Origin of the sequence: Pseudomonas sp. Os17 (assembly GCF_001547895.1) — a bacterium.
Classification (GTDB): Bacteria; Pseudomonadota; Gammaproteobacteria; order Pseudomonadales; family Pseudomonadaceae; genus Aquipseudomonas.
Genome location: NZ_AP014627.1, coordinates 2390901 through 2414087, shown reverse-complemented (window position 1 = coordinate 2414087; position 23187 = coordinate 2390901). Strand labels below are relative to the sequence as shown.

The 23187-nt window shown below is 63.9% G+C and carries 20 protein-coding genes; 1 reads left to right on the top strand and 19 read right to left on the bottom strand.

The annotated features are described in order from the left end of the window. The 16 genes from tssK to POS17_RS10830 all read right to left on the bottom strand — a co-directional run bounded on the left by tssK (position 1) and on the right by POS17_RS10830 (position 18075). A complete protein-coding gene (gene tssK / locus POS17_RS10905; protein ID WP_016964839.1) occupies positions 1-1332 on the bottom strand; it encodes a type VI secretion system baseplate subunit TssK in 1332 nt (443 codons plus the stop codon). Further along, positions 1329-1832 (bottom strand): type VI secretion system lipoprotein TssJ, encoded by a 504-nt coding sequence (gene tssJ, locus POS17_RS10900; protein WP_060838544.1) that lies wholly within the window; start codon positions 1830-1832, stop codon positions 1329-1331. Before tssJ ends, tssK begins: the two co-directional genes overlap by 4 nt. A 5-nt stretch (positions 1833-1837) precedes the next feature. After that, a complete protein-coding gene (tagH, locus tag POS17_RS10895; protein ID WP_060838543.1) occupies positions 1838-3037 on the bottom strand; it encodes a type VI secretion system-associated FHA domain protein TagH in 1200 nt (399 codons plus the stop codon). 17 nt (positions 3038-3054) lie between these two features. Next, the gene (locus POS17_RS10890) at positions 3055-3195 is read right to left on the bottom strand and encodes a hypothetical protein (protein ID WP_047303353.1); all 141 of its coding nucleotides are present in this window, start codon (positions 3193-3195) and stop codon (positions 3055-3057) included. A gap of 85 nt (positions 3196-3280) precedes the next feature. Next, positions 3281-4807 (bottom strand): sigma-54 interaction domain-containing protein, encoded by a 1527-nt coding sequence (locus tag POS17_RS10885; RefSeq protein ID WP_060838542.1) that lies wholly within the window; start codon positions 4805-4807, stop codon positions 3281-3283. A 10-nt stretch (positions 4808-4817) separates the two neighbouring features. Further along, positions 4818-7454: a type VI secretion system ATPase TssH gene (tssH, locus tag POS17_RS10880; protein ID WP_060838541.1), complete on the bottom strand. Its 2637-nt coding sequence runs from the start codon at positions 7452-7454 to the stop codon at positions 4818-4820. A gap of 11 nt (positions 7455-7465) precedes the next feature. Next, positions 7466-8473, bottom strand: a complete 1008-nt coding sequence (tssG, locus tag POS17_RS10875; protein WP_060838540.1) for a type VI secretion system baseplate subunit TssG — start codon at positions 8471-8473, stop codon at positions 7466-7468. Then, positions 8437-10224, bottom strand: coding sequence for a type VI secretion system baseplate subunit TssF (tssF, locus tag POS17_RS10870; protein WP_060838539.1), 1788 nt, complete (start codon positions 10222-10224; stop codon positions 8437-8439). The genes tssG and tssF overlap by 37 nt, the downstream gene beginning before the upstream one ends. A 1126-nt stretch (positions 10225-11350) precedes the next feature. Then, positions 11351-11770: a hypothetical protein gene (locus POS17_RS31640; RefSeq protein ID WP_129406783.1), complete on the bottom strand. Its 420-nt coding sequence runs from the start codon at positions 11768-11770 to the stop codon at positions 11351-11353. An 80-nt stretch (positions 11771-11850) separates the two neighbouring features. After that, positions 11851-12774, bottom strand: a complete 924-nt coding sequence (locus tag POS17_RS10860; RefSeq protein WP_108542712.1) for a DUF6402 family protein — start codon at positions 12772-12774, stop codon at positions 11851-11853. A gap of 69 nt (positions 12775-12843) precedes the next feature. After that, positions 12844-13368: a PAAR domain-containing protein gene (locus POS17_RS10855; protein ID WP_060838536.1), complete on the bottom strand. Its 525-nt coding sequence runs from the start codon at positions 13366-13368 to the stop codon at positions 12844-12846. A 13-nt stretch (positions 13369-13381) separates the two neighbouring features. Then, positions 13382-13789 carry a type VI secretion system baseplate subunit TssE gene (tssE, locus tag POS17_RS10850; protein WP_060838535.1) on the bottom strand — a complete coding sequence of 136 codons (408 nt, stop codon included), beginning with the start codon at positions 13787-13789 and terminating at the stop codon, positions 13382-13384. 15 nt (positions 13790-13804) lie between these two features. Further along, positions 13805-15280, bottom strand: a complete 1476-nt coding sequence (tssC, locus tag POS17_RS10845) for a type VI secretion system contractile sheath large subunit (protein ID WP_016965107.1) — start codon at positions 15278-15280, stop codon at positions 13805-13807. 27 nt (positions 15281-15307) lie between these two features. Continuing rightward, positions 15308-15814: a type VI secretion system contractile sheath small subunit gene (gene tssB / locus POS17_RS10840; protein ID WP_016965108.1), complete on the bottom strand. Its 507-nt coding sequence runs from the start codon at positions 15812-15814 to the stop codon at positions 15308-15310. Between the two features lie 32 nt (positions 15815-15846). Further along, a complete protein-coding gene (tssA, locus tag POS17_RS10835; protein WP_060838534.1) occupies positions 15847-17403 on the bottom strand; it encodes a type VI secretion system protein TssA in 1557 nt (518 codons plus the stop codon). Between the two features lie 315 nt (positions 17404-17718). Then, the gene (locus POS17_RS10830; protein WP_231979021.1) at positions 17719-18075 is read right to left on the bottom strand and encodes a hypothetical protein; all 357 of its coding nucleotides are present in this window, start codon (positions 18073-18075) and stop codon (positions 17719-17721) included. A 201-nt stretch (positions 18076-18276) separates the two neighbouring features. Here POS17_RS10830 and POS17_RS10825 point away from each other — a divergent pair, with 201 nt between their 5' ends. Continuing rightward, complete coding sequence (locus POS17_RS10825; RefSeq protein WP_060838532.1) at positions 18277-18663, top strand: hypothetical protein; 387 nt, start codon at positions 18277-18279, stop codon at positions 18661-18663. Positions 18664-18912: 249 nt separating this feature from the next. On the opposite strand, the gene POS17_RS10820 is transcribed toward POS17_RS10825, so the two are convergent. Genes POS17_RS10820 through POS17_RS10810 form a run of 3 tightly spaced genes read right to left on the bottom strand, consistent with a single transcriptional unit; the run spans position 18913 to position 23141 of the window. Then, positions 18913-20001: a lipocalin-like domain-containing protein gene (locus POS17_RS10820; protein ID WP_060838531.1), complete on the bottom strand. Its 1089-nt coding sequence runs from the start codon at positions 19999-20001 to the stop codon at positions 18913-18915. After that, a complete protein-coding gene (locus POS17_RS10815) occupies positions 19991-22471 on the bottom strand; it encodes an ABC transporter permease (protein WP_060838530.1) in 2481 nt (826 codons plus the stop codon). Before POS17_RS10815 ends, POS17_RS10820 begins: the two co-directional genes overlap by 11 nt. Position 22472: 1 nt before the next feature. After that, positions 22473-23141 (bottom strand): ABC transporter ATP-binding protein, encoded by a 669-nt coding sequence (locus tag POS17_RS10810; RefSeq protein ID WP_060838529.1) that lies wholly within the window; start codon positions 23139-23141, stop codon positions 22473-22475. Positions 23142-23187 lie beyond the last annotated feature (46 nt).

Sequence of the window (23187 nt, the reverse complement as noted above, 5' to 3'; positions counted from 1 at the left end):
TCAGTTCCTGATGGCCCAGAATTTCAGCTCAAGCTCGGAGAACTCCCCGGAAACGTGGAAGGCAAAGCCCCCGGAGCGTTCCAGTTGGGTCAGCTCCTGGGGGCTGAATTCGAGGATGAAATAGGTCTTGCTGGAGTGGAACGGGATCTGGCGCGGCGCCACCGAGAGCGGTTTGACCTTGATCCCCGGCAGGTGCAGGTTGACCAGTTGGCGGATGTTCTCCACCGGGCCGACCTTGAGGTGCGCCGGCAGGCGATGACGCAGCTCTTCGGCGTCGCAGTTGGCGCTGGCGGCCAGGACGAAGGAGGCCGACTCCAGCAACGAGTGATCGTGCAGGGCCGCCACCAGGATGCCGTACTGGCGCTCCTGCAAGGCCAGCTCCATGGCGTGCTGCTCCAGGACCATGGACAGCACCTGGCGGATGGCGTCCATCAGGCTGCGAAAACTCGCCCCCTGGTCGCTGTGCTGGTAGCGGGTGTCCAGGCGCGGGCGCTTGCTCTCGCTGGAGAAGGTCGACAGGTCGCCCAGCATGCCGAGCAAGGTGCGATACAGCTCCTCCGGGTGCACCTGCTCCAGGTCCAGGTAGTGGCGCAGCACCACTTCGCTGCGGTTGATCAGCTGCAGCATCATGAAATCGCCGACCTCGGCACCACCGACCTTGCCATTGGAGCGGATGCGCTCGGCGATGGTGTCGCCACGGTGGGCGAGCATACTGATCACCTCCTTCAGGCACGACAGCAGGTAGGCCGAGGCGTGGGTCTGGATGAAGGTCGGGAAGAACTCCTGATCGAGGTTGATCACCCCTTCGGCGTTGCTGCCCTGCACCTCGCAGACCTTGAGCTTGACGTAGGCCTGGTCGCTTTGCTGCTCCCCCAGCAACAGGCGGAAGTCCGGTCGCCCGCAGCTGATCTGGCTGCTGGAGTCGTCGTCGGCATTGGAGTCGGCGATCTGCGCTTCGTAGGTGATGTAGCGCGCCAGCACATCGGACTGCTCGGCGCGCCGGGCTTCGATGTGGTTGCCGGTGACCAGGGGCAGCGCCAGGTACACCGAGGTCTTGCCGGTGTTGGCCGGCACGTCCAGGGCCAGGGGCTCGCTGCTCTCTCCCAGGGCGAACAGGCTGCCGTCCGGCAGGATCCCCGAGGCCCGGCTGATCACCAGCTTGCCCATGTTCAGGTACTGCAGGTCGATCTCCAGGCCGAGAAAGCCCCAGGTGTAGCTGCCCAGCAGCTGGGTGCGGGTCTTGAGCTGATGGTCGAAATAGCGGTCGTTGTGCTGGAAGTGCTGGGGCCGCAGCAACATGCCTTCCTGCCAGATGACTTTATGTTCGTTCATGGCTGTTCATCCGCCCGGGCCAGAGGTTGCAGACGGTTGCGAATGCCCGCCTGGTCGAGGATCAGCTCACTGCGGGTGACCTCCATCGCGGTGATCGGAATCACATAGCGCCAGCGGGTTTCCGGCAGGTCGCGGTAGGCCGCCAACACCCCGACATAACGGCTGTCACGCTCGACGCTGAGCTTGAGCTCCAGGCTCTGCCCGGGGCGCAGTTCCAGTTCCTCGCTGGCCACCAGGTCCGGGTCCAGGGACTCCTTGGCCCGCTCGTAGAGGCTGAAGAAATCGGCGTTTTCAAAGGCCACCGGGTGCTTGAGCTCCAGCAGCCGCACCACGATGGGCGACGGCCGGCCGTTGAGGTCGGGGTTCAACTGGTCACTGGCGCTGAGCCTGAGGTCGAGCTTGGTCAGGCTCGAATACGGCGACATCGAGGCGCAGGCGCCGAGCAGCGACAGCGCCAGCAGGGTCGCGGCGCGCATCAACAAAACCTTGCAGCGAAGCATGGGGATCATCCTTGGTGAGCGTGGGTGTTGAGGGTGGAAATCAGCCGGTGCTGCTCCTCGTAGGCCTGGGCAAAGTCCCGGGCCAGCAGGCGTTCGCTCCAGTCGTCGTCCAGGCGCAGGTTCTGGTGGTAGCGGGTATAGGCCCGCCAGTGACGCCCGGCGGTGGCCAGCCAGGGGCGCTTGCCGTCGCGCTCGAAACGCAGGGTCAACTGCTGCGGCGAGAAGTGCTCCAGGGTGCTGCGCAGTGCGGCCCGGCTGGCGGCGAGCAAGGCCACCTGATGCGCCTGCAAATCGCCGAAGGCCCGGGCAATGGCCTGGGGCCCGGACAACTGCCCGGGCTTGTCGTCCAGCAGCAGCCGCTCAAGGGCCTCGCTGGCGTTCGGGGCAAAGCGCAGCGGGTTCTTGCCGGCGCTCTGGACCTGGGTCTGCCCCAGGCGCAGTTCGTTCTTCAGTTCGCTACGGGTGCGCAGGCTCTGCTGCAAGCTGGCAACACTCTGCTTGAGCAGGCGCGCCGCCTTGAGCGCCAGGGCCTCCCGGGCCGGCGGATCGAGGTCCTTGAGTTCAACGCCCAGGGCCTCGGCAAACTGCTCCCAGAACGACTCCCCAGGGCCCTGGAGCGGCGACACCGGGCTCGCTGGCGGGAGCGGCGTGGGCGCCACCAGCTCGGGCACCAGCAGGTGCTCGGTGTCGATCCGTGCGTAGTCGGCGAAGGGCTCCAGGGCCTGGGGCGGGCTGTCGAGCAGCGCCAGAGGATCGTCCGTCAGCTCGCCCTGCTCCTCCATCGCCAGGGCCTTGAGCGGGTCCGGATCGAGAAAGGCGTCATCGGGAATGATGCTGCCCGCGGCCAGCGGCCGGCCGACGTCCAGCGCCAGGGGCGCGCTCGCCGGCATCAGCCGCGCGCGCATCACGAAGCCCCCCAGCACATAGGTGCTGCCCTGCTCGATGCGCAACGGCGTGCCCTTGGGCAGGCGCGCGCCGCTGTCCTTGAGGACGATGCCGTTGCTGCTGGTATCGGTGAGGAAGAACGCACCGTCCCGATAGCTGACCTGCGCGTGGTGGTTGGACAGGTGCCGCTGGCGGTCGGGAATCACCCAATGGCAATCGGCGCCGCGGCCGATCCGTCCCCCGCCCTGCCCGAAGGTCTTGCTGACGCTTGCGGCCGGCAGGCGCTGAGGGCTGTCGAGCATTTCAAAAACCAGTTCCATGGTGCTGCTCCTTGCGCTCACTTGCCGCGGTTGACCGTCTGCGGGTCACCTAGCGGGCGGTAGCTGGGGTCATTGAATTTGTAATTGCCGCTGCAAGCGCCCAGGTGGCCGAAAACCACCAGCAACAGCAGGACAAGGGGCCAGGGACGAACGGACATCAGCGGTTCTCCGGATCAAGGTAAGGGGCGCGGCGCCCAAGCAATCGGGCGCCGCCGGTCAGCGACAAGCACAGCCACAGCGCGCTCATGAGCAGGACGCCTCGGGTTCCAGGGGCTGGATCTGCAAGCGCGCCAGGCGGTAATGCAGGGCCCGCCGCGACATGCCCAGCTCGCGGGCGGCGTGGGTGCGATTGCCGCCGTGCTTGTGCAGGCACTCCAGCAACAGGCCGCGCTCGATCTGCTCCATGCGCAGCCGCAGGTTCAGGGTCGGCGAGCCCTCCGGCGCCGCGCGCTGCAGCAGCAAGTGCTCGGGCAGCAGCTCGCGGCCTTCGCACAGCAGCACCGCCCGCTCCACCAGGCCCTTGAGCTCGCGCACGTTGCCGGGAAAGGCGTAGCCGCCAAGCAGTTGCAGCGCCGAGTCGGCCCACTGCAGCGCTTCGCGCTGGAGAAAGGTGCAGGTCTTGTCGCAGAAGTAGCGCGCCAGTTGCGCCACATCCCCCGCACGCTGGCGCAGGGGTGGCAGTTCGATGGGGAACTGGCCAAGGCGGTAATAGAGGTCCTCGCGAAACTCGCCGCTGCTCACCAGGGTCGGCAAGTCGCGGTGGGTGGCAGCGATGATGCGCACATCGATCTGGCGCGGCTCGTTGCTGCCCAAGGGGCGGATTTCGCTTTCCTGCAACACCCGCAGCAACTTGGCCTGCAGCACCAGCGGCATGTCGCCGATTTCATCCAGCAGCAGCGTGCCGCCCTGCGCCGCCTCGAACAGGCCGATGCGATCGCTGTCGGCGCCGGTGAACGCGCCTTTGCGATAGCCGAACAATTCGCTCTCCAGCAAGTGCTCGGGCAAAGCCGCGCAGTTCTGCACGATAAAGGGCCGCGAGCGGCGCGGACCGTAATCGTGGATGGCCCGCGCCACCACCTCCTTGCCGGTGCCGGTCTCGCCCTGGAGCAGCACCGTGTAGGGGCTGTGCAGCACCTTGCTGATCAGCTGGCAGGTCTGGCGCATGGCCGGGCTGCTACCGATCAGCCCGTAGTCGCCGGCCCGGCGCGGGGCCTCGGGCTCGGTCGGCAGCGTGGCCGCCGCGCGCCGCCAGTGTTGCCGCAGGCTGCGCTGGGCCAGCAGGAAGCTGCCCGACAGGCGCAACGAGCCGGCGAATCCCTGCAACCGGGCAGGCCCGCGGCTGGCGCACAGCAGCAGCCCTTGCACCGCACCCTGGGGGCTGGCCAGGGGCACGCACAGCAGCGAGCGCCAGGCACCGCCCGCCTCCGGCAGGAAGTCGGTCTGGTACAGGCCACTGCCCAGGTCGGCGAGGAACAGCACGCGGTCCTGGCACAGTGAGAACTGCAACAGCTGCTCGCCGTTGTAGTCCGCCGGCAGCTCGGCCACTGGCCGCGGCCGTGTGGCGTCGCTCAGGCACTCGGCGCAGAGCTCCAGGCGGGTGTGGGTGGCGTCCAACAGGTACAGCTGGGTCAACTGGCAACCGCTGAGCCGGGCGACGGCAGCCACGAAGTCCGCCAGCAGGCTGGCCTCGTCGCCGCTCCGGGCCAGCTCGCAGTACATCCCCAGCAGGGATTCGGCATAGGCCAGCGGTTGGGCAATCTGGGTAAACATCCGGGTGCCCTCAAGCAAACTCGCAGACCACGCCGCCGTCGCCATCCACCGTGGCGTGCACCTGCACGAGGGACTCGCCGCTGGCCATGGCCTGCAGCAAACGATCGGCCACCCGGGGCAGCAGATGCGCTTCCAGCAGGTGATCGATCAGCCGTGCACCGCTGTCGCTCTGCCCGCAGCGCCGGGCCAGTTGCGTCACCAACTGCTGGCAATGGCTGAACTGCAAGTGCCGGCGCGCCAGGCGCTGGCCCAGGCGCTGCAGCTTGATCTCGATCAGTTCCCGCAGCACCGCAGCGTCCACCGGGTAGAACGGCACCACCCGCATGCGGGCCAGCAGCGCCGGCTTGAAGTGGGCGCTGAGGACCGGGCGGATCGCCCGCTCCAGGTCCTCAGTGCTGGGACGCTGCGAGCCCTGGCACAGGGCGTCGATGCGTTCGCTGGCGAGGTTCGAGGTCATCAGGATCAGGGTGTTGCGAAAATCGATCGCGCGCCCTTCGCCATCGTTGGCCAGGCCCTTGTCGAAGATCTGGTAGAACAGGTTGAGCACGTCCGGATCGGCCTTCTCCACCTCGTCCAGCAGCACCACCGAATAGGGTTTCTGGCGTACCGCTTCGGTGAGCATGCCGCCCTCGCCGTAACCGACGTAACCCGGCGGCGCGCCGATCAGCCGCGAGAGGCTGTGTTTCTCCTGAAACTCGGACATGTTGATGGTGGTCAGGAAGCGCTCGCCGCCGTACAGCAGGTCCGCCAGGGCCAGGGCGGTTTCGGTCTTGCCGACACCGCTGGGGCCCACCAGCAGGAACACCCCCACCGGCGCGTCGGGCTGGTTCAGGCCCGCGGCGACCGCGCGCATGCAACGGTCGAGGGCCTGCACCGCCTGTTCCTGGCCGCGGATCCGCGCCCGCAGATCGTCGGCGAAACTGGCGACCCGGGCGTTGTGCTCCCGGGCCAGTTGCTCCTGGGGCACACCGGTCCAGGCGCTGATCACTTGCGCCACCAACCGCGGGCACACCTCGAAACTCACCAGGCGCTCCTCGGCCTGGGCGTTGCTGAGCGCGCCGTGGACCGCCACCAGTTCGGCCTGCAACGCCTGCAGGTGCGCCTGCGGCTCGCTGTCCCGAGCATCGTCAGCCGGCGCTTGCCGGTCCTCGGAAGTGGCCACCAGCGCTTCCCGCGCCTGGGCCAACTCCTGGCGCAGGGCGAGCAGGCGCTCGGCCTGCTGGCGCTGCTCGATCCAGCGCTGCTCCAGGGCCAGTTGCTCGCGCTCGGCATCCTGCAAGCGTTGCTCCAGACGCTGCAAAGCCTCTTGGTCGATGTCCAGCCCGGCCTCGGCATCGCGGCGCAGGGCCTGGCGCTGGCGAGCGCCTTCCGCCAGTTCGGCGCGCAAGCGTTCCAGGCTTTGCGGCGCCGCGGCGAGGCTGATGCGCACCCGGGCGCAGGCGGTATCCAGGACGTCGACAGCCTTGTCCGGCAACTGCCGACCCGCCAGGTAGCGGGCCGACAACTGCGCTGCCGCCACAACCGCGTCATCGCGCAGGTAAATGCCGTGGCTCTTTTCATAGATCGGGGCCAGGCCGCGCAGGATGGTCACCGCCTCGTCGACGCTGGGTTCATGCAACTGCACCGGCTGGAAACGCCGGGCCAGGGCCGGGTCCTTTTCGAAGTATTTCTTGTACTCGCTCCAGGTGGTGGCGGCGATGGTGCGCAGCTCGCCCCGGGCCAGGGCCGGCTTGAGCAGGTTGGCGGCGTCGCCACCGCCGGCGTTGCCACCGGCCCCGATCAGGGTATGGGCCTCGTCGATGAACACGATGATCGGCTGAGGCGCGGCCTTGACCTCATCGATCACCCCTTTGAGCCGGCGCTCGAACTCGCCCTTGACGCTGGCCCCGGCCTGCAGCAAGCCCATGTCCAGGACCAGCAACTCGACGCCCTGCAACGCCTGGGGCACTTCACCGGCGGCAATGCGCGACGCCAGCCCCTCCACCACCGCGGTCTTGCCGACCCCGGCTTCGCCGACAATGATCGGGTTGTTCTTGCGCCGCCGGGCGAGGATATCCACCATCTGGCGCAGCGCTTCATCGCGGCACAGTACCGGGTCGAGCCGGCCGTCCCGGGCCTGCTGGGTGAGGTTATGGGTAAAGCGCTGCAACAGCGATTCGCCGCCGGCCAGCGGCTGGCCCGGGGCCCCGGGATCCCCCTGCTGGGCCAGGGCGAAGTCCTTCAGGCGCTGGCTGTTGAGCCGCGCCAGCAACGGCTGGTAGCGGCTGCCGGCATAGCGCAGCGGGTTGCGCAGCAAGGCCAGGAGCAACGCCGCCTGCTGCACCTGGGTCTGTCCCAGTTCCAGGCTGGCCACCAGCAAGGCATCCTGCAGCCATTGCACCAGCTCCGGCGCAAACACCGGGTTGCGTGAAGCGCTGTGCTCGGTACCCGGTTGCAGCACCGCCACCAGCTCGGCGGCCTCGATCCCGGCATCCTGCAGGGCCCGGGCGAGCAGCCCCTGGGGCCGCTCCAGCAGTTCCAGCAGCAGGTCCTCCACCAGGATCTTGCTGCCGCCACGGGCCACGCAACGCTCGGCGCAGCGCTCCAGGTCGCGGCGGGTATCGGCATCCAGTGCCTGGATCAGTTGTTGCAAATCGACGTTGATCATCGGTCTCGTCCTTAATGAGAGAGGCTGCCCAGGGTCACCACGCCATCGGCGCGTTCACGTCCCAGCCAGCTGGTCCAGCCCAGGCGGCAAGCGTTCTGCTCGCCGATGCACAGTTCACGGATTTCCTCCTGGCGCAGTACCAGGCGGATGTCGTAGTCCAACGGGTCGCGCAAGGTGAAGCGCACCAGGGCGCAAAGCGGTTGATAGCCGAAGCCAATCGGCAGGAATTCATGGAAGCGCTGCCAGTCGAGCTCGCGGATGTGGATGCGGAACTTGCCGCTGCGATCGCGCACCCGCTCCCCCAGCACCAGGTCCTCGCCGAGCACGCTGTTGCCCAGGCCCAGGCGGTTGCGCTGCTCGTCGAGAATCTGCACCCGACGCTCGATGCACTGCTCGATCACCAGCTGCGCATGCTTGAAGTAGTAACGCAGCACCGCCTCGATCAGCGCCGCCGAGTGGGCCCGCAGGCTCAAGAGCCCGAGGTAGGGCAGCAGGCGTTTCCAGTTCAGTTCCCGGGCCTGGCGAATCTCCACGCCGCCCAGGCCGATCAAGGCGAACAACTGGCTGGAGAACGGATCCAGGGCACCGCTGGAGAAGCTCGCGCGATAGCGGTACTTGCGCCAGATCGGCAGCATCAGCCGTTGCAGGCGATGGTGGAACAGATCGAGAAAATGCCGGGTCGGGTTGCCCTCCTCGGTGTCGCCCAGGGCCTGCTCGCCATAGAAGGCCGGCAGCGGCGAGCCGGAGCCGAACAGGCCGATCAGGTTCAGGCGCAGGCGCGCATGCAACAGTCCGTGCTCTTCGAAGAACTCCACGCGATCGACATCGCTGCCGGGAAATCCCAGGCTCGGGTTGGCCTGGAACTCCAGCTGATCGTAGAGCTCGTCGTCGTTCATCTGGGGGTGAGCATCGCGCAGTCGATCGACCACCAGCATCACCGCCTGGAACAGCGAGTACTCCCGTATGCCCCGGGACAACTCGCTCAAAGCAGGGGCTGCAAGCCCATGCGTGGCGTCCATTGGTACACCTCTCCTTGTGTACTGTTTACCCGCAGCTCGTGGTACGAATTGAGGCTGGCGTAAAGAGCGAAAAACTCGTTGAGCACGGAAGCGAAAATGAACAGGTCGCCTTCACCGATATAGCCTTGCGGGTCGATGGTCAGCTCGGTGCGCAGGCCCCGCAGCGGCAGGCCGCGGTGCAGGCGGTCGACGTGTTCGTGACGAATCGACTTGAGCCCCCCCAGCAAACGTTTGCTGACCCGCTCGGCGTGCTGGTCGTAGTAGCGCGGCAGGTCGTAGGTTTCGAGAATCACCTTGAGCGCATCGACGTTGGCCAGGGACAGGTAGTTGAGGGACATGTTGCTGATCAGCTTCCACAGGAAGTCGCGACTCAGCGGCGGCGCGTAGCTGGACGTGGCCGCGGTGATGTTGCGAAAGCGCAGAAAGTCCGGGGTGTCCTCGCAAGGCTGATCGATGTCGCCGAGCTTGAGCTGACGGGGCAGGTTCTGGTTGGTGCAGGTCAGCTCGATGGACAGGGTTTCCTGGGCCTCGGTGTGGCGGATGGCGAAGCTCAGGTAGGTGTCCAGGCCATCGTGGAGCAGGGATGAACGCTGGCGGATGCTGTAGTGCGGACGGCTCTGGGGCACGTCGAAACTGGGGTCGTGCTCGAAGGACTCGAACGGCACATAGTCCTGGTAGCCCACCCCGCCCGGCGCCCAGCCGGTGACTGAATCCACCGAGAACACCCCGCAGTTTTCCAGGTCGTATTCCGCCGGCAGCAGCAGGTACTCGTCCTGCTTGCCGTCGAGGCGGATCGGCAGCGCGTCGTGCTTGAACAGATTGACGATGGGCGTGCAGTACAGCTTGACGTTGTCCAGGGTCGGCCGCAGACGCTGGATACCGCTCTTGCGGATATCGAAGCGCAGCTCCAGGCCGCACACCTGCTTGAGGCTGTCCTCCGGCAGCGTCCGCAACACCTCCAGGCCGCCGAGGTCGACAAACAGGAACTTGTCCTGGAAGGAGAAATACTCCTGCAGGTAGCGGTAGCCGCGGAAGGTGTTCAGCGGATAGGGAATCAACGCCTCTTCCTCGGCAAAGCCCACCGGCTGCACCTTGTTGCCCGGGATCTGCAACGCCAGCGGATCGCCGTTGGCTGCGCGCAACGGCTCGCCACTGGCACGCAGCGGCACCAGCTCGATCCCGGCCAGGTTGCGCAACAGGCTCAGGTAGAGCATCTGGCTGATGTAGCGCTCACCGGCCAGATGCAGGCGCAGGCGCCCCAGCTCCAACTCGCCCAGATGCCCGTCGCAGGTCATCTCCAGGCGCAAACTGAGCAAGGCCCCGTCGCCCTTGACCGAATAGGTCAGCCCGTCCAGCGCCAGGGGCAGCACTTCGGTGGGGTAGCAGGTACGGAACCGGCAGTGCACCTCGTTGATCGGCCGGCTTTCCACCGGCGTGTCCCGAGGCACGCCGACCGCCGGCCCCGAACGTTGCAACGGATCGAACTGCAGGATGCTGAACGCCGGCAACGGCCGCATGTAGTTGGGCCACAACAGATGCATCAACGAATGGCTGAGCTCCGGCAACTCGTCATCGAGCTTCTGCCGCAAACGCCCGGTGAGAAAGGCAAAGCCCTCCAGCAACCGCTCCACATCCGGGTCCCGCCCGGCCTGCCCGAGAAACGGAGCCAGGGCCGGACTACGCTCGGCGAAACGCCGCCCCAACTGGCGCAGCGCGGTCAGTTCGCTTTGGTAGTAGTGGTTGAAGGACATGGTTTACCTGCCTGGGGTGAGTGAAATGGGCGAACAATGGAAACTTCTTAGTTCAGGGTTGTGTTTGAGTACTCGTTGTTAGGTGGCAAACAGTTGTTCCAGGGCTGCACGCAGAACTATTGCGGCAATACTCAAAGAACCACCCCGCACGCAGCTGCCTGAATCAAGCTCCTTTTTCAAGAGTCAGATCATCACCTGCATTACCCAGTAGTAAAAAAGCGGTTAGCAACATGCATACGGGCGCCCATAGCATGATCTTGAAATACTTTGCGCAAGCCATTTCAAGCCTCTATCGTTTCTTACGACTTCAAGAGAATCTCGCCCGAATCAAAACTCCTGCTTAACGACACTCCGTGACAGTCCACCCCTCCCAGCCCTCGGACCCAGGATATAACGCGGAAGCACCATTAAATTCCGGAGCAATATTTTCACTTCCTTCTCTCATCCATAAATACCATTCCGACGTTCTAAGCATCTCCCCCTCCTTGGTATAAACCCGATAAAAATTCTTGCTGCTGAACAATGCAAAAACGCGCCCAACCAACCCCATCGATCGATATTCCGGGATATATGTTGCTATGTAGCATTTACCCGACTCGTTCCAATCCTTCACTCTGGGCTGAGCCAGCCACGCACCTCTTAACTTGAGCCCTAGGGTGAGCAACAGTAGAAGCACAACTACCGAAACAATGAAAACCACTAACCCTCTTTTAGTTTTCAGCATGACTCACTCTATGAAAGCCCTCTCTGAATACCAAAATCCTCAACGACACTCTGTAACCGTCCAGTACTCCCAACCCTCAGTTCCCGGGTAAAGCACAGTAGCGCCAGAAAATTCGGGGGCAACCTGCTCATTTCCCTCCCTCATCCAGAAAAACCATTCGGATGTCCTAAGCAGTTCATCATCTTTGGTATAGACACGATAAAAATACCGACTACTCAATAACTCCAGCCCCCATATCTATATCAGGCTGTGAAATAGAACGAGCCAGCATGCCGTGCAACGGTACATATGACACGCCAATTGCAACATAGAAAAAACGCTTACTGCGGAACGGACATTCATTCCCTTCAAGCTCCTTGCCTGCTATCGCATCCTTGGGCCGAAACCAAAAAAGCACCCAACCTAATTTTTAAAATGGGTATAAGGCGTATTACTTACAAATATATTCATCCCGTGCTCTTCCCATTCCGGCATGGAAATAACAAACAGCTTTTTCTGCCAATCAAACTTTATCCAGTAAATCCCGACCTCATGATCATTTTCAAATACCCGCATATCCAAAGACTGCGTGTCATACAAAGGTGTGCGGTAGACTGTTTCAGGCGCCCGTGTATCAATTACTCGAAGATAAGCCATTCTCCGCAGAAAAAAAATTCCATCGACACGCACATTCTCCATTATGAATCGGCCTGACGGACTTACCTGCGTAGTACTCGCGGGATAACCGAGCATTACATTGACGATGTATATCAATGCCGCACCCAACACAATAGCTACTAGAGCTGCCCGACGAAGCCATTTACTCCGAAGCAAATTCATCATTGTGCCCCACCGCCAGCATCTGTCTCAGTTAAAAATGCGAAAAAAATAATACACATGCTGTATTTTCCGCACACGAACGTTCATCCCCATAATGCAATAACAACAAGAGGGACACTCTCATATAAAACATCTGAAAAAACCTGAAAATCGCCGCCCTTGCCTGTTCGTCGTCTATAGGCAACAAAATGCGAATTATTAACATAGAAATAACGCGCTTCAGCAATTTCCTTGTACATACGATCCGCAGCAGCGTCTCCAGGCGCTTGCATCGCTAAAGCACCCTGGGCCTCTGCCAGGCCAATATTGGTAGCGTTTGCAGCGAATGCTCCTTCAATGCCATCAAAATTCCAAAAACCCAGAGGCTGACTAAAAAAACTGTTAGGGGCGTCATTAAAGTCATAGGCATCCTCAACATAAAAGCCTATGCGACTTACTAAAAGCCGTACCTTATCCTTGGTGACAGCAACCTCTCCCTCGGGGAAGACTCGGATATTAAAATCAGCCAAGGCTGCCCTTAACTCGTTTACCTCATCGACCAATGCAAAATTTACCGATCGAGTATTGCAGTAACCAAAATTTTCTACCGATCTCGCCTCCCCGTTAAACTGAAACGGGTATACACCAGGAGTCCGACCCTTGAATTTCGGCAATATTTTTTCCCGCATCTGCTCTTGAGCTGGCCCATTATTCCAAGCCGCTCGCAGAACATTCAGTACCTTATTGGCGCGTTCAAACTTGACAAGCCAATTCATCTTGACAATTGAACTATCGAAATAGGGTGCTGGAGCAAGGGCAATATGTTCCTTGACTTCGTTCGACATTGCGCCATCTATCGTCGACCACGGTTTGCCATCAAACCAGTACTGCATCAAGTCGGCAGCGACATTCCAATTCATTTTTCTCATGGCCGCTGGAATATCACTCACTCCGAAAAGACGAATTGCCAAGGTCTTTTCGGCCTTTTGACTCGCAGGACTCAAACTGGATGTCGCTACTATTTCCATCACCTAGCCCCCCATTTGCGTGCAAGAGCGGGATCGCCGCCGATTCTTCTTCAACACCCTCGACCACGGTCAAGCAATCACCACTTCACGCTGCCGTTGAATAATCAGTTCATACGTCTCAGCGTCCGAAGATGATATTTTTTCGGTCTTGCCGTCTGCTCCAGTCACGCCACTGAAGATCTTTCCAGTCGCCGTTTTGACGGTGTAGGCAATTCCCGCCAGTGGTTTCCCAGTCTTCTGGCACTCAATCACATAGTGTTCGCTGAACGGCCAATTGATCTGCACCGGCAACGGCGCCACAAACGGTGCCGGGACATGGGTATCGCCAATGATCACCGTCCCTGATCCGCCTATCACCGTGTTGCCATGACTGCCCAGCGACCCCAGGGTGGCGGCTGGCCGACCATTGATGAACACGGTGCTGCTCAAGGCGCCGCTCAGGGCACCGCCACAGGCCGACACGTCACCTTGGCGAGCCGCCGGCAAGCCGTCGAACAGCACATCCGCCGAGCCACTGGCGATGGGATTGACCCCATGCCCGGGAATCGGACAGGCCGTTGGGTCGCTGAGCCGTGCCGCAGGTTTTCCAGACATCCTTGTTCACTCCTTACTTGACCCGTACCTGCCCGCTGCCATCCAGCCGCGCGGCAAAGCTCACCTGGCGCCTGACCCCTTCCACCTCCAGCAGGCCTTCGATGCTGAAGGCCAGCTTGAGGGGATCGTGGTCCCGGGGCAGTGGCTTGACTCGCACGTTGGATAGCCTGGGCTCGTAGGTCTCGATAAAGCCTTCGATGGCCTCTCGCGCCTGACTCAACGCGTCGTGCAGGCTCAGGCGCATGTCGTTGAGATCCGGCAGCCCGTAGTCGGACAGTGTCTGCACACTGCCCGCCCGGGTGCTGAGCATCTTCGCCAGATGGGCAGCCACCGACGCCATGGCGGCCACTTCGCGACTCCAGCCGACGCGTTGTTCGGCCTCGCCACCGAGGCGTTCGAAAAGGCTGCCGTATCGACGCATGGCTCGGCTCCTGCCCTATTCCTTGTCCAGCTTGCCCACCAGCGACAGGGTGAAGTCCGCCCCCATGTACTTGAAATGCGGCCGCACGTTGAGGCTGACCCGGTACCAGCCCGGTTCGCCCTCGACGTCGCTGACGATGATCTGCGCCGCACGCAGCGGACGCCGGCCACGCACTTCGCTGCTGGGGTTCTCCTGGTCGGCCACGTACTGGCGGATCCACTTGTTGAGTTCCAGCTCCAGGTCGGTGCGCTCCTTCCAGGACCCTAGTTGCTCGCGCTGCAGCACCTTCAGGTAATGGGCCAGGCGGTTGACGATCATCATGTAGGGCAGCTGGGTGCCGAGCTTGTAGTTGAGCTCCGCGGCCTTGCCCTCGGCGCTGATGCCGAAGAACTTGGGTTTCTGTACCGAACTGGCGGAGAAGAACGCGGCGTTATCGCTGCCCTTGCGCATGGTCAGGGAGATGAAGCCCTCCTCCGCCAGCTCGTACTCGCGCCGGTCGGATACCAGGACCTCGGTGGGGATCTTGGTTTCGATCTCGCCCATGCTCTCGAAGTGGTGCAGGGGCAGGTCCTCCACCGCGCCGCCGCTCTGCGGGCCGATGATGTTCGGGCACCAGCGGAACTTGGCGAAGCTGTCGGTCAGGCGGGTGCCGAAGGCGTAGGCGGTGTTGCCCCACAGGTAGTCTTCGTGACTGTTGGCAACGTTTTCCTTGTAGACGAAGGATTTCACCGGGTTTTCTTCCGGATCGTAAGGATTGCGCAGCAGGAAACGCGGCAGGGTCAGGCCGATGTAGCGCGCATCCTCGGACTGGCGGAAGCTCTGCCACTTGGCAAATTGCGGGCCTTCGAAGTGGTCCTTCAGGTCCTTGAGGTCCGGCAGCCCGGTAAAGCTTTCCAGGCCGAAGAACTTCGGCCCCGCCGCGGCAATGAACGGCGCGTGGGACATGCAGGCCACGCTGGACACGTACTGCATCAGCTTCACGTCCGGCGAGCTGGGGGACATGAAGTAGTTGGCGATGATGGCCCCCACCGGCTGGCCACCGAACTGGCCGTATTCAGCGGTGTAGATATGTTTGTAGAGGCCGGCCTGCATCACTTCCGGAGAGTCCTCGAAGTCGTCCAGCAGGTCCTGCTTGGAGACGTTGAGGATCTCGATCTTGATGTTCTCGCGGAAATTGGTCCGATCCACCAGCAACTGCAGACCACGCCAGGCCGACTCCAGCGACTGGAAGTCGGGATGGTGGAGGATCTCGTCCATCTGCTGGCTGAGCTTGGCGTCGATCTCGGCAATCATCCGATCGACCATGGCCTTCTTAACCGGCTCGCCGCTGTTCTGCGGTTTCAGCAACTCTTCGATAAAGGCCGAGACCCCGCGCTTGGCGATGTCATAGGCCTCGTCATCCGGGGTCAGGCGCGTCTCGGCAATGATGCTGTCGAGGATGCTGTATTCACTGCTGTCCTGGTGCTTCTGCTGTGCGGCACTGCTACTCATGTTCTAGCTTCCTTGGCGGTTGAGGGCTCAGTCTTGCAGGGCGGGGGCGGCGTTCAGACCCAGTTCACCCAGGACCCGGTCCCGGGACTGGTCATCGGCCAGCACGCCTTCGATGGCTTTGCGAAAGGCCGGCGCGTTGCCCAACGGTCCCTTGAGCGCCACCAGGGCGTCGCGCAGTTCCATGAGTTTCTTCAGCTCCGGAACCTGCTCCACCAGGCTTGCGGGATTGAAGTCCTTCATCGAATCAACCCGCAGCTGCACCGCCAGCTCGTCGCTGCCGCCGTCGTCCTGCAGGCGATTGGGCACGCTCAGGGTCAGGCGCAGTTCCTGCTTGGCCAGGACCTCGTCAAAGGTCATCTTGTCGATGCTGATGGGTTTGCGATCCTCGACCTTGCGCTCGTCCAGGCGCTGGGTGTAATCGCCGATCGCCAGCAGTTTCAACGGCAGTTCGATCTCTTCCTGGGCGCCGCCGGTGGCGGGCTTGAACGTGACGTTGATCCGTTCCTTGGGGGCTACAGAGCCTTCTTTGGCCATGACACTTCTCCTTGGGTTGTTGGCCCTGGGGCCTATTCGAGTACCACCTCGAGATCGAGATGGCACAGCCTGCGATAAACCTCTTCCTTGCGTTCGCGCACCGCGTGGTTTTGCGGCAACAGCTCGCAGCAGTTGTGCAGCAGCTGCAGTACCTCCAGCGCCAGCTGCGGCTCCCAGGCCTGCAGGCCCGAGTGCTGCAGCTGCTGGTCGAGAGTCTCCAGCTGGGTCTTGGCCAGTTCGTACTTCTTGGCCGTGAAGCACAGGCGCGCCAGGCTCAACTGCCAGAAGAACCGCACCCGCCCACCCTGGGCGTTCTGCAGTCCCTGCTTGAGCACCTGCACCGCGGCCTTGAGGCCGTCCTTGCGCAGGATCGGCAGCACCTCCTCCAGGGCCTCTTCCCAGGCCGGCAGGTGGCTGTCCGCTTCGACCTTGCGCGGCACGTCGGCACTTTGCAGATGGGGCAGGACCTGGGCGCTGATCCAGGCGCGGGTGGCCGGATCGGCAAAGGCCACGCCGTCATGGAAACGCAGCTCGATCAGCCCGGGCAGGCGTTGCAGCAGCAAGGCGAAATGGAACTCCACCTCGCGCATGGCCGACTCGGCATTGAGCTCCTGCAGGCACTCCCAGACCATGCGCTGACCGTCGAACCAGAACGGCGCCCGGGCCAGACTCGCTTCCAGCTCCACCAGCAGATCGGCGTACTGGCCCTGGGCGAAACGTTCCTGGTAATGACGCAGCTTGTCCGCCGGCAGCCCGCGCAAGGCAGTGACCTGCTCGGCATTGCGCTCGGGCACCGCATCGATGGCCAGCCACATCAGGGTGCGATTGAGGCGCAGGGCCCGTTGATCGGTGGCCTTCTGCCGCAGCCACCAGGCGCACAGCGGCCGGGCGTTGTCCTGCTGGGCACGCAGGGCCTTGTGCGCATCCTTTTCGTTATCGATGGGTGAACCGGGGGTGAACAGCTGCGCCGCCGCCTGCTTGACCTGAGCCACCACGCTGCCCACGGCGCCGGGTTCCGGCTGCTGGTCTGCGGCCCGGGTGACCATGCCCTGCAGACGCCGGCAGATGGGCAGCAGCAAGGGCGCTTCGTCCCCCAGGTGCCCGGTCAGGATGCCGTCCAGCCCCTGGATCTGCTCCACCAGGCGGCGGAACAGCGGCAACTGCTCCTTGATCGGCACATCGTCGTCGAGGGCTTCCTGCAGGCGCGGCACCAGCCAGGCGACCGCCGCGGCACGGGTGCGCGGCTTGGCCGGATGCACCTGCTCCCAATGGTGTTCGCACAGGTGGCGCAACAGCCCCAGGCCCGCCAGCAGGCCTGGGAAAGACTCACGCTGATGCAGGGCCCAGGTCAGCCAGGCGGCGACCCGCAGATCCTTGGATTGATGACGCAACAGCGCTTCGCTTTGCTCCTGGACCTTCAGCCAGTCGATCTGACCGTTGGCATGCAGCGACTGGGCTTTGCCCAGCTCGTTTTCCAGGGCTTCGTACTCGTTGGAGAAGCGTACGTCTTCGCCGGCGAAACTGTGCTCGTGCACAGGGGACTGGGCGAGTTTGAGGTGATGGGAATACAACTTGCGGGAGTAGCTCATGGCTGGCCACTTTCCATGCCCGCCACGCCGCTCAGACAAAAGCGCTGATTACGCTCTTTGAAGAAAAGTCTGACAAAGGTGGGAAACAAAGTGCGCACTGGAACTACCGGATATCCATTCAGGTGGCAAAACCCTAACGGAACACCCCAGGCAAAAATATAGGATATTTCTTATATAGATTGATAAACCTCTAGTACAAATATGTTTAAGTTCTTATGCGCAACTTCTTGCACAGTTGTATTCGGTTTTATGCAACAAGTGGTATTAATCGCGCCGCCCCGCCTGGCTCGCTCACCCCTGCCGCACCGAGCGCCGTCAATGGGCCGCCGACTTATCCGCGCTCAGCACTTTGCGCAATTGCAGGTAGATCACCCCATCGCCGTCGAAGGCGAGTACTTCATTGGCACTCAAAGTTTCACCGTCGCGCCCTTCATATTTAAGCCAGCCCTCATCCCACAACTGACCACTTTCATAACGCACCTGCACAAAGTAATAAGGCGGCTCGGCGCGGGTGATTTCAATGTAATGCCCACCATCGGCCGCGCCCTGCCACTGGGCATTGGGGTGCTCGGCCAGCCCACGGGCCGGCGCCTTGGTGAAGTCCATCAAGGCCACGTAAAGTGCAATCAGCACCAGCGCCAGCCCGCCCATCGCCATCAGAAAACGCTTCAACCAGATCAATCCCTAATCTCCAGCACATGGCCCATTCACCGGCGGCCCGGTCGGGCCGGGGGGCATTCTGTGCCCCTGCCGTGCAACAGCGCAATAAAAAGCCTCGAGCAACTTGCCAGGCGCTGCCGCTCCCTGCAGCCTTGTCGCCTGACCGGTCCATGGACCGCGCGCCCTTGCCTCTCGACAACGGAAACACCTGACATGCGCATCACTCTCACCGCCCTCCACAGCGACCCGTCGTCAGCATTGTGGGTCGACTTCAGCTGTGCTTTCGGTGAAGGCCGGGGCCAATGGCTGGGAGCCCCGCCCCAGGTTGCCCAGGAGCACGAGGTGGAGCTGAGTCTGGAGGATGAGTTCCGCTGGCAGCACAACCTGTGGGCCGGCACCGGGCCTGAGCCGCGAATGGCTCGGGACAAGGACGGACTGCACATCACCGGGCAATTGCTCCAGGTGGACGAGGACGGTGGCGCGGCCCTGGCCATGGGCGCCTCCATCGTCCTGCTGAGCGTGCAGGGACGCACCCCGCCACGGCCGGGATTCGTCAGCCTGCTGGCCCGTCAGGTGAGTCTGCAACCGCTGGCACTTTGAGCGTCGCTCGGGCGAAACCGAAGAAGGCGCAAGCAAGGAAGGATGAAGCAGGAACATCGCCGAGCGCGACAGGGAAGGTGTCCGCCCAGTGCTCTGGCCTTGGCAATCCATGCACCGGTAAAGAGCCCTTGCACCGGGCGAACGCTTGGCATTCTAGTGCAACTACCCGGGAATGTCCGTGGGCCGAATCTGAATAAAACTGCAGCGATCGGCACTGCCACCCGCCGCGCCGACACGAGCCGGCCACCCTCAATAGCCGGTCATCTCCAGATAGCCGCTGCCGCCGTGGCTGCCCTCCAGTGTGACCGGCCCTTCCCAGTAGGGAATGCTCAGTTGCATCCAGGACTGGGGATTCAAGGCCCGGGTCCTGATGTCCAGCCCCTTGTCGGGGATGCTCAATTGCCAGGCGATCGGCAGGCGCCGTCCCTCGACCAGGGCAGTGTCCAGCGCCGTCATGCGGATCTGCTCCCGTCCCAGGCTCTGGGTGCTGCCGTCGGCATTGATCCAGGTGCCAGTGATATAGGGCGCGTGACCGTCCTGCCGGACCCGGAACAGCATCAGCCGCTCGCCGCTGTCCAGATGCAGGGAAAACCAGTCCCAACCGCTCTGGTCGGCCGCCAGGGGCTGGCTGCTCCACTCCCGGTCGAGCCAGGCCGGGCCGCTGACCTCGTAACGCTGGCCATCGATCTGCAACTGGCCCGTGGCCTGGAAAAACGGCTGGCTGTAGTAATAGGACGCCTGCCCCTGATCGGATTTGCGGCTGTAGCCACCCTCGCCCTGCAGCACCAGGGGCCGGCTGCTGGACAGTTGCAACCGATAGGCAAACCCCGGTCCGCTGGCCTGCACCTGCATCCGTGCCAGGGGATTGTCGCCGCCGGACAGACTGTCGAAGCGCCAGTCATCGATCCAGGCCTGGAACGGCTGCGCCGTGACCCCGGCCTGCCCCACCCCGCCCCGGGCATAACGCTCGGCGGCATGATGGCTGCTGGCCGAAGTGGCCGCCGCGTGCCCCAGCCAGACCAGCGGCGCACTCCAGCCGGGCTGCTCCGGCGCGGCGCGCAAGGCGCTGCGAAACAGCGTCCACTGCACACCGAAGCGTCGCCCCTCCGCGTCCTTGAGGTCGGCGGTGAGGTACCACCACTCGATGCGAAAACCGTCGTGGGGACCATGATCGGCAGGAAAGCTGAACCTGCGCCCCGGCAGCACCGGGGCGAAGGCCGCGGCCTCATTGCCCAGCCCGGCAAACCCCTGGGGCGCCGCGGCGTCCTGGTCGCAACCGGCCAAGGACAACACCAGCCACAGCGCAAGCAGGCCGCGGCACACGGGCTCAGTCTTCATGGGCAAAGCTCCTCAGCAGATCCGCCGGTTGCGCACGGTACAGGCGAAGCAGCGGCCAGGCCGAAGCCAGCAGGGTCGCCAGCATCGCCAGCCCCAGCAATTGCAGCAACTGCCCGGGAAACACCCGCAACGGCAGGCGCCAGCCAAAGGCCTGGACGTTGATCACGCTGTCCAGGCACCAGGCCAGGACGATGCCCAAGGGCAGCGCCAGGACCAGGGTGAGCAAGGCCAGCAGCCAGGTCTGGGCCAGGTTCAGCAGCAGCAACTGACGCCGCCCCACACCCAGGGCCCAGAGTGGCGCCAACTGGCCCAGGCGGCTCTGGCTCTGGGTCAGCAGGCTGATGAACAACGCCACCCCGGACACCCCCAGGGTCAGGCTGTTGAGGGCCGCGGTGGCGGCAAAGGTGCGCTCGAAGACCTGTTGCGACCAGCCCTTGAGCCGGGCCTGATCGATGACCCGACTGTCATCCAGGTGAAATTGCCGTTGCATCTCGCCGATCAGCGCCGGCACCGCCGCTGGCGCAAGGCGCAGGTTGAAACGGTTTGGCGTCAGGTCCGGCCAGTGCCGCAGCAGGTGCTCGACGTTCACTAGCAGGTGCCCCCGGGGATTGCCGTAATCGGCGTAGATCCCCACCACCTGCGGTGCCCACTGCCCTTGCGGCACCGGCAGTTCCAGGCGATCGCCGACCCGCAGCCTGAGCCGCCGGGCCAACTGCTCGCTGAGCATCAGGCTGTCCTGGCTCGCCAATTGCGCCCAGGGATCGGCGCCCGCCGCCTCCAGCAACGGCCAGTGCTCACGGTAGCTGTCATGCTCAACCACCCCGTACAGGTCCGCCGGCCAGCCCTGGATCTGCAACGTCACTTGCCAGCTGGGCAACAGCGCCGTCACCTGGGGCTGCTGCGCCAGCCAGTCGCGCAGTTGCCGGGCCTGCTCGGGGGATTGCGGATTGACGTAGAGCTCGGCGCTCAAGCGCTGCTCCAGCCAGTCAGTGAAGGTCTGGCGAAAACCGGCGGTCATGCTGCCGGCGCCGATGTTCGCCGCCAGGGCCAGGAGCAAGGCCATCAAGGCCAGGCTCAGGGCTGGCAACTGCTGCCGGCAATCGGCGAGAAACCACTGCGCCAACACCCCGCGACTGCGCCCCAGCAAACCGCCCAGCACCGCATTGAGCAGCACCGGCAGGCCCAGGGCGGCCGCCAGCAGCAAGGCCGCCATCAGCACGAACCCACTGCCCAGACTGTCGCCCCAGCGCCACGCCAGCAGCGCCACCAGCAAGGCCAGGCAAGCGATCCAACCCTGGCGCCGCAACCAGCGAGCATGGGCCTGGTGCCAGGCCTGGGGATTGGCCAGGGCCAGCAGCGGCAGGCGCGCCGCCCGCAGCAGGCTGGCGCCACCGGCCAGCAAGGCGCCCAACAGACTCAGGCCGATACCGCTGAACCACCACCCGGGACTCAGGCTCAACTGCCCCGCCACTTGCGCGCCGTACAAGCCCCGCAGGCTGGCGGCCACGTCCGGCAGCAACACACCGGCCAGCAGGTAGCCGCTGACCACCCCCGCCACTCCGCCCAGCAGCGCCAAGCCGCCCAGTTCGACGCTCAGGCAGAGGATCAGCACGCGCGCACTGACCCCGCAGGCCCGCAAGGTGCGCAGCAAGCCACGCCGCTGTTCCAGGGCCAGGCCGATGGCGGCATGCACGATAAACAGCCCGACCACAAAGGACAGGAACCCCAGGGCATCCAGGTTCAGGTGAAAGCTCTCGGTCAGGCGCGCCAGATCGCTCTGTGCCTGCCCCTGGCGCAACACCAGTTGCCCCCTCAGGGCCTCGGGCAACGGCGGCGCACTGGCGGCAAACGCCTTGGGCAGCAACAGCCGGCTCAACTGCCCGGGCTGACCCAGCACCTGCTGGGCAAAGCCGATGTCCATCAACAACACGCCCGGGGCCATGTCCGCCTGCACCCGCAGCGGCGGCAAGCGCTGGCCGTTGAGTGCCGAGGGTTGCTCGCCCGGTTGCCAGCCCAGGCTGGCCAGGGTCTGCGGCGCCACCCAGGTCACCCCCGGCGGGCTGATGAATTCGACCCTCTGCTGCAGCGCCAGCGTCTGCCCGGCCACCGCAGCACCGGCAGGCAGCGACAACGGCTCGATGCCCAGCACTTGCAGGGACAGGTCGTCATGTCCCGGCACCTGCAGGCGCCCCTGCAGCACCGGCGACACCGGCCAGCCGGCACGACGCAGGTCGACGAACCACTGCTGGGCGACACTGGCTCCACTGGGGCTGCTCAGGCTGGCCTGGGGCTCGCCGCCGATCAGCTGGCTGGCCCGCGCATAACTGTCCCGGGCCTGACTGTTGAGGGCCAGCACGCCGGTCAACAGGCTGGTGGCCAGCCACAGCCCGGTGAGCACGCTGAAGAACTGCACCGGATGCTGGCGCCAATGACTCAGCAACGCCTGCAGGGCCGTCACCAAGACCCGCATCTCAACCCCCGACCGGGTCGGCCAGACGGCCGCGATGCAGCACCACCGTCTGTTGCAGGCGGCTGGCCACCCGCTGGCTGTGGGTGACCATCAACAGGCTGGTGGGGCTGTCGGCCAACAGTTCCAGGAGCAAATCCAGCACCTCGTCGCTGGTGGCCTCGTCGAGGCTGCCGGTGGGTTCGTCCGCCAGCAGCAACCCGGGTTTCGCCGCCAGGGCCCGGCCCAGGGCAACCCGTTGCTGCTGGCCGCCGGAGAGCTGCTCCGGATAGCGCCGCAGCAGGTCCCCCAGGCCCAGGCGCGCCACCAGCTGCGCCTGCCACAGCGGATCGAGGCGCCCGGCCAGGCGCGCCTGGAAGCTCAGGTTGTCTTCCACCCGCAGGCTGCTGATCAGGTTGAACTGCTGGAACACCAGGCCCACTTCAGTGCGTCGCCAGTCGGCGCGCTGGCCCTCGGTCATCTGCTCCAGGTGCTGCCCGCCGATGCGGATGCTGCCGGCGTCGACCCGGTCGAGCCCGGCGATCAGGTGCAGCAAGGTGCTCTTGCCACTGCCCGACTCGCCCATCAGCGCCAGGCTGCTGCCGTGCCGCAGCTGCAGGTCCACGCCCTGCAGCACCGCCAGCGGGCCTTGGGGCGTGGGGTAACTCTTGAAGACGCCTTGTACCTGCAGCATGGGCTGATTCGTCCGAGTAGAGAGGGAGCCAAGGATAGCCTGAGCA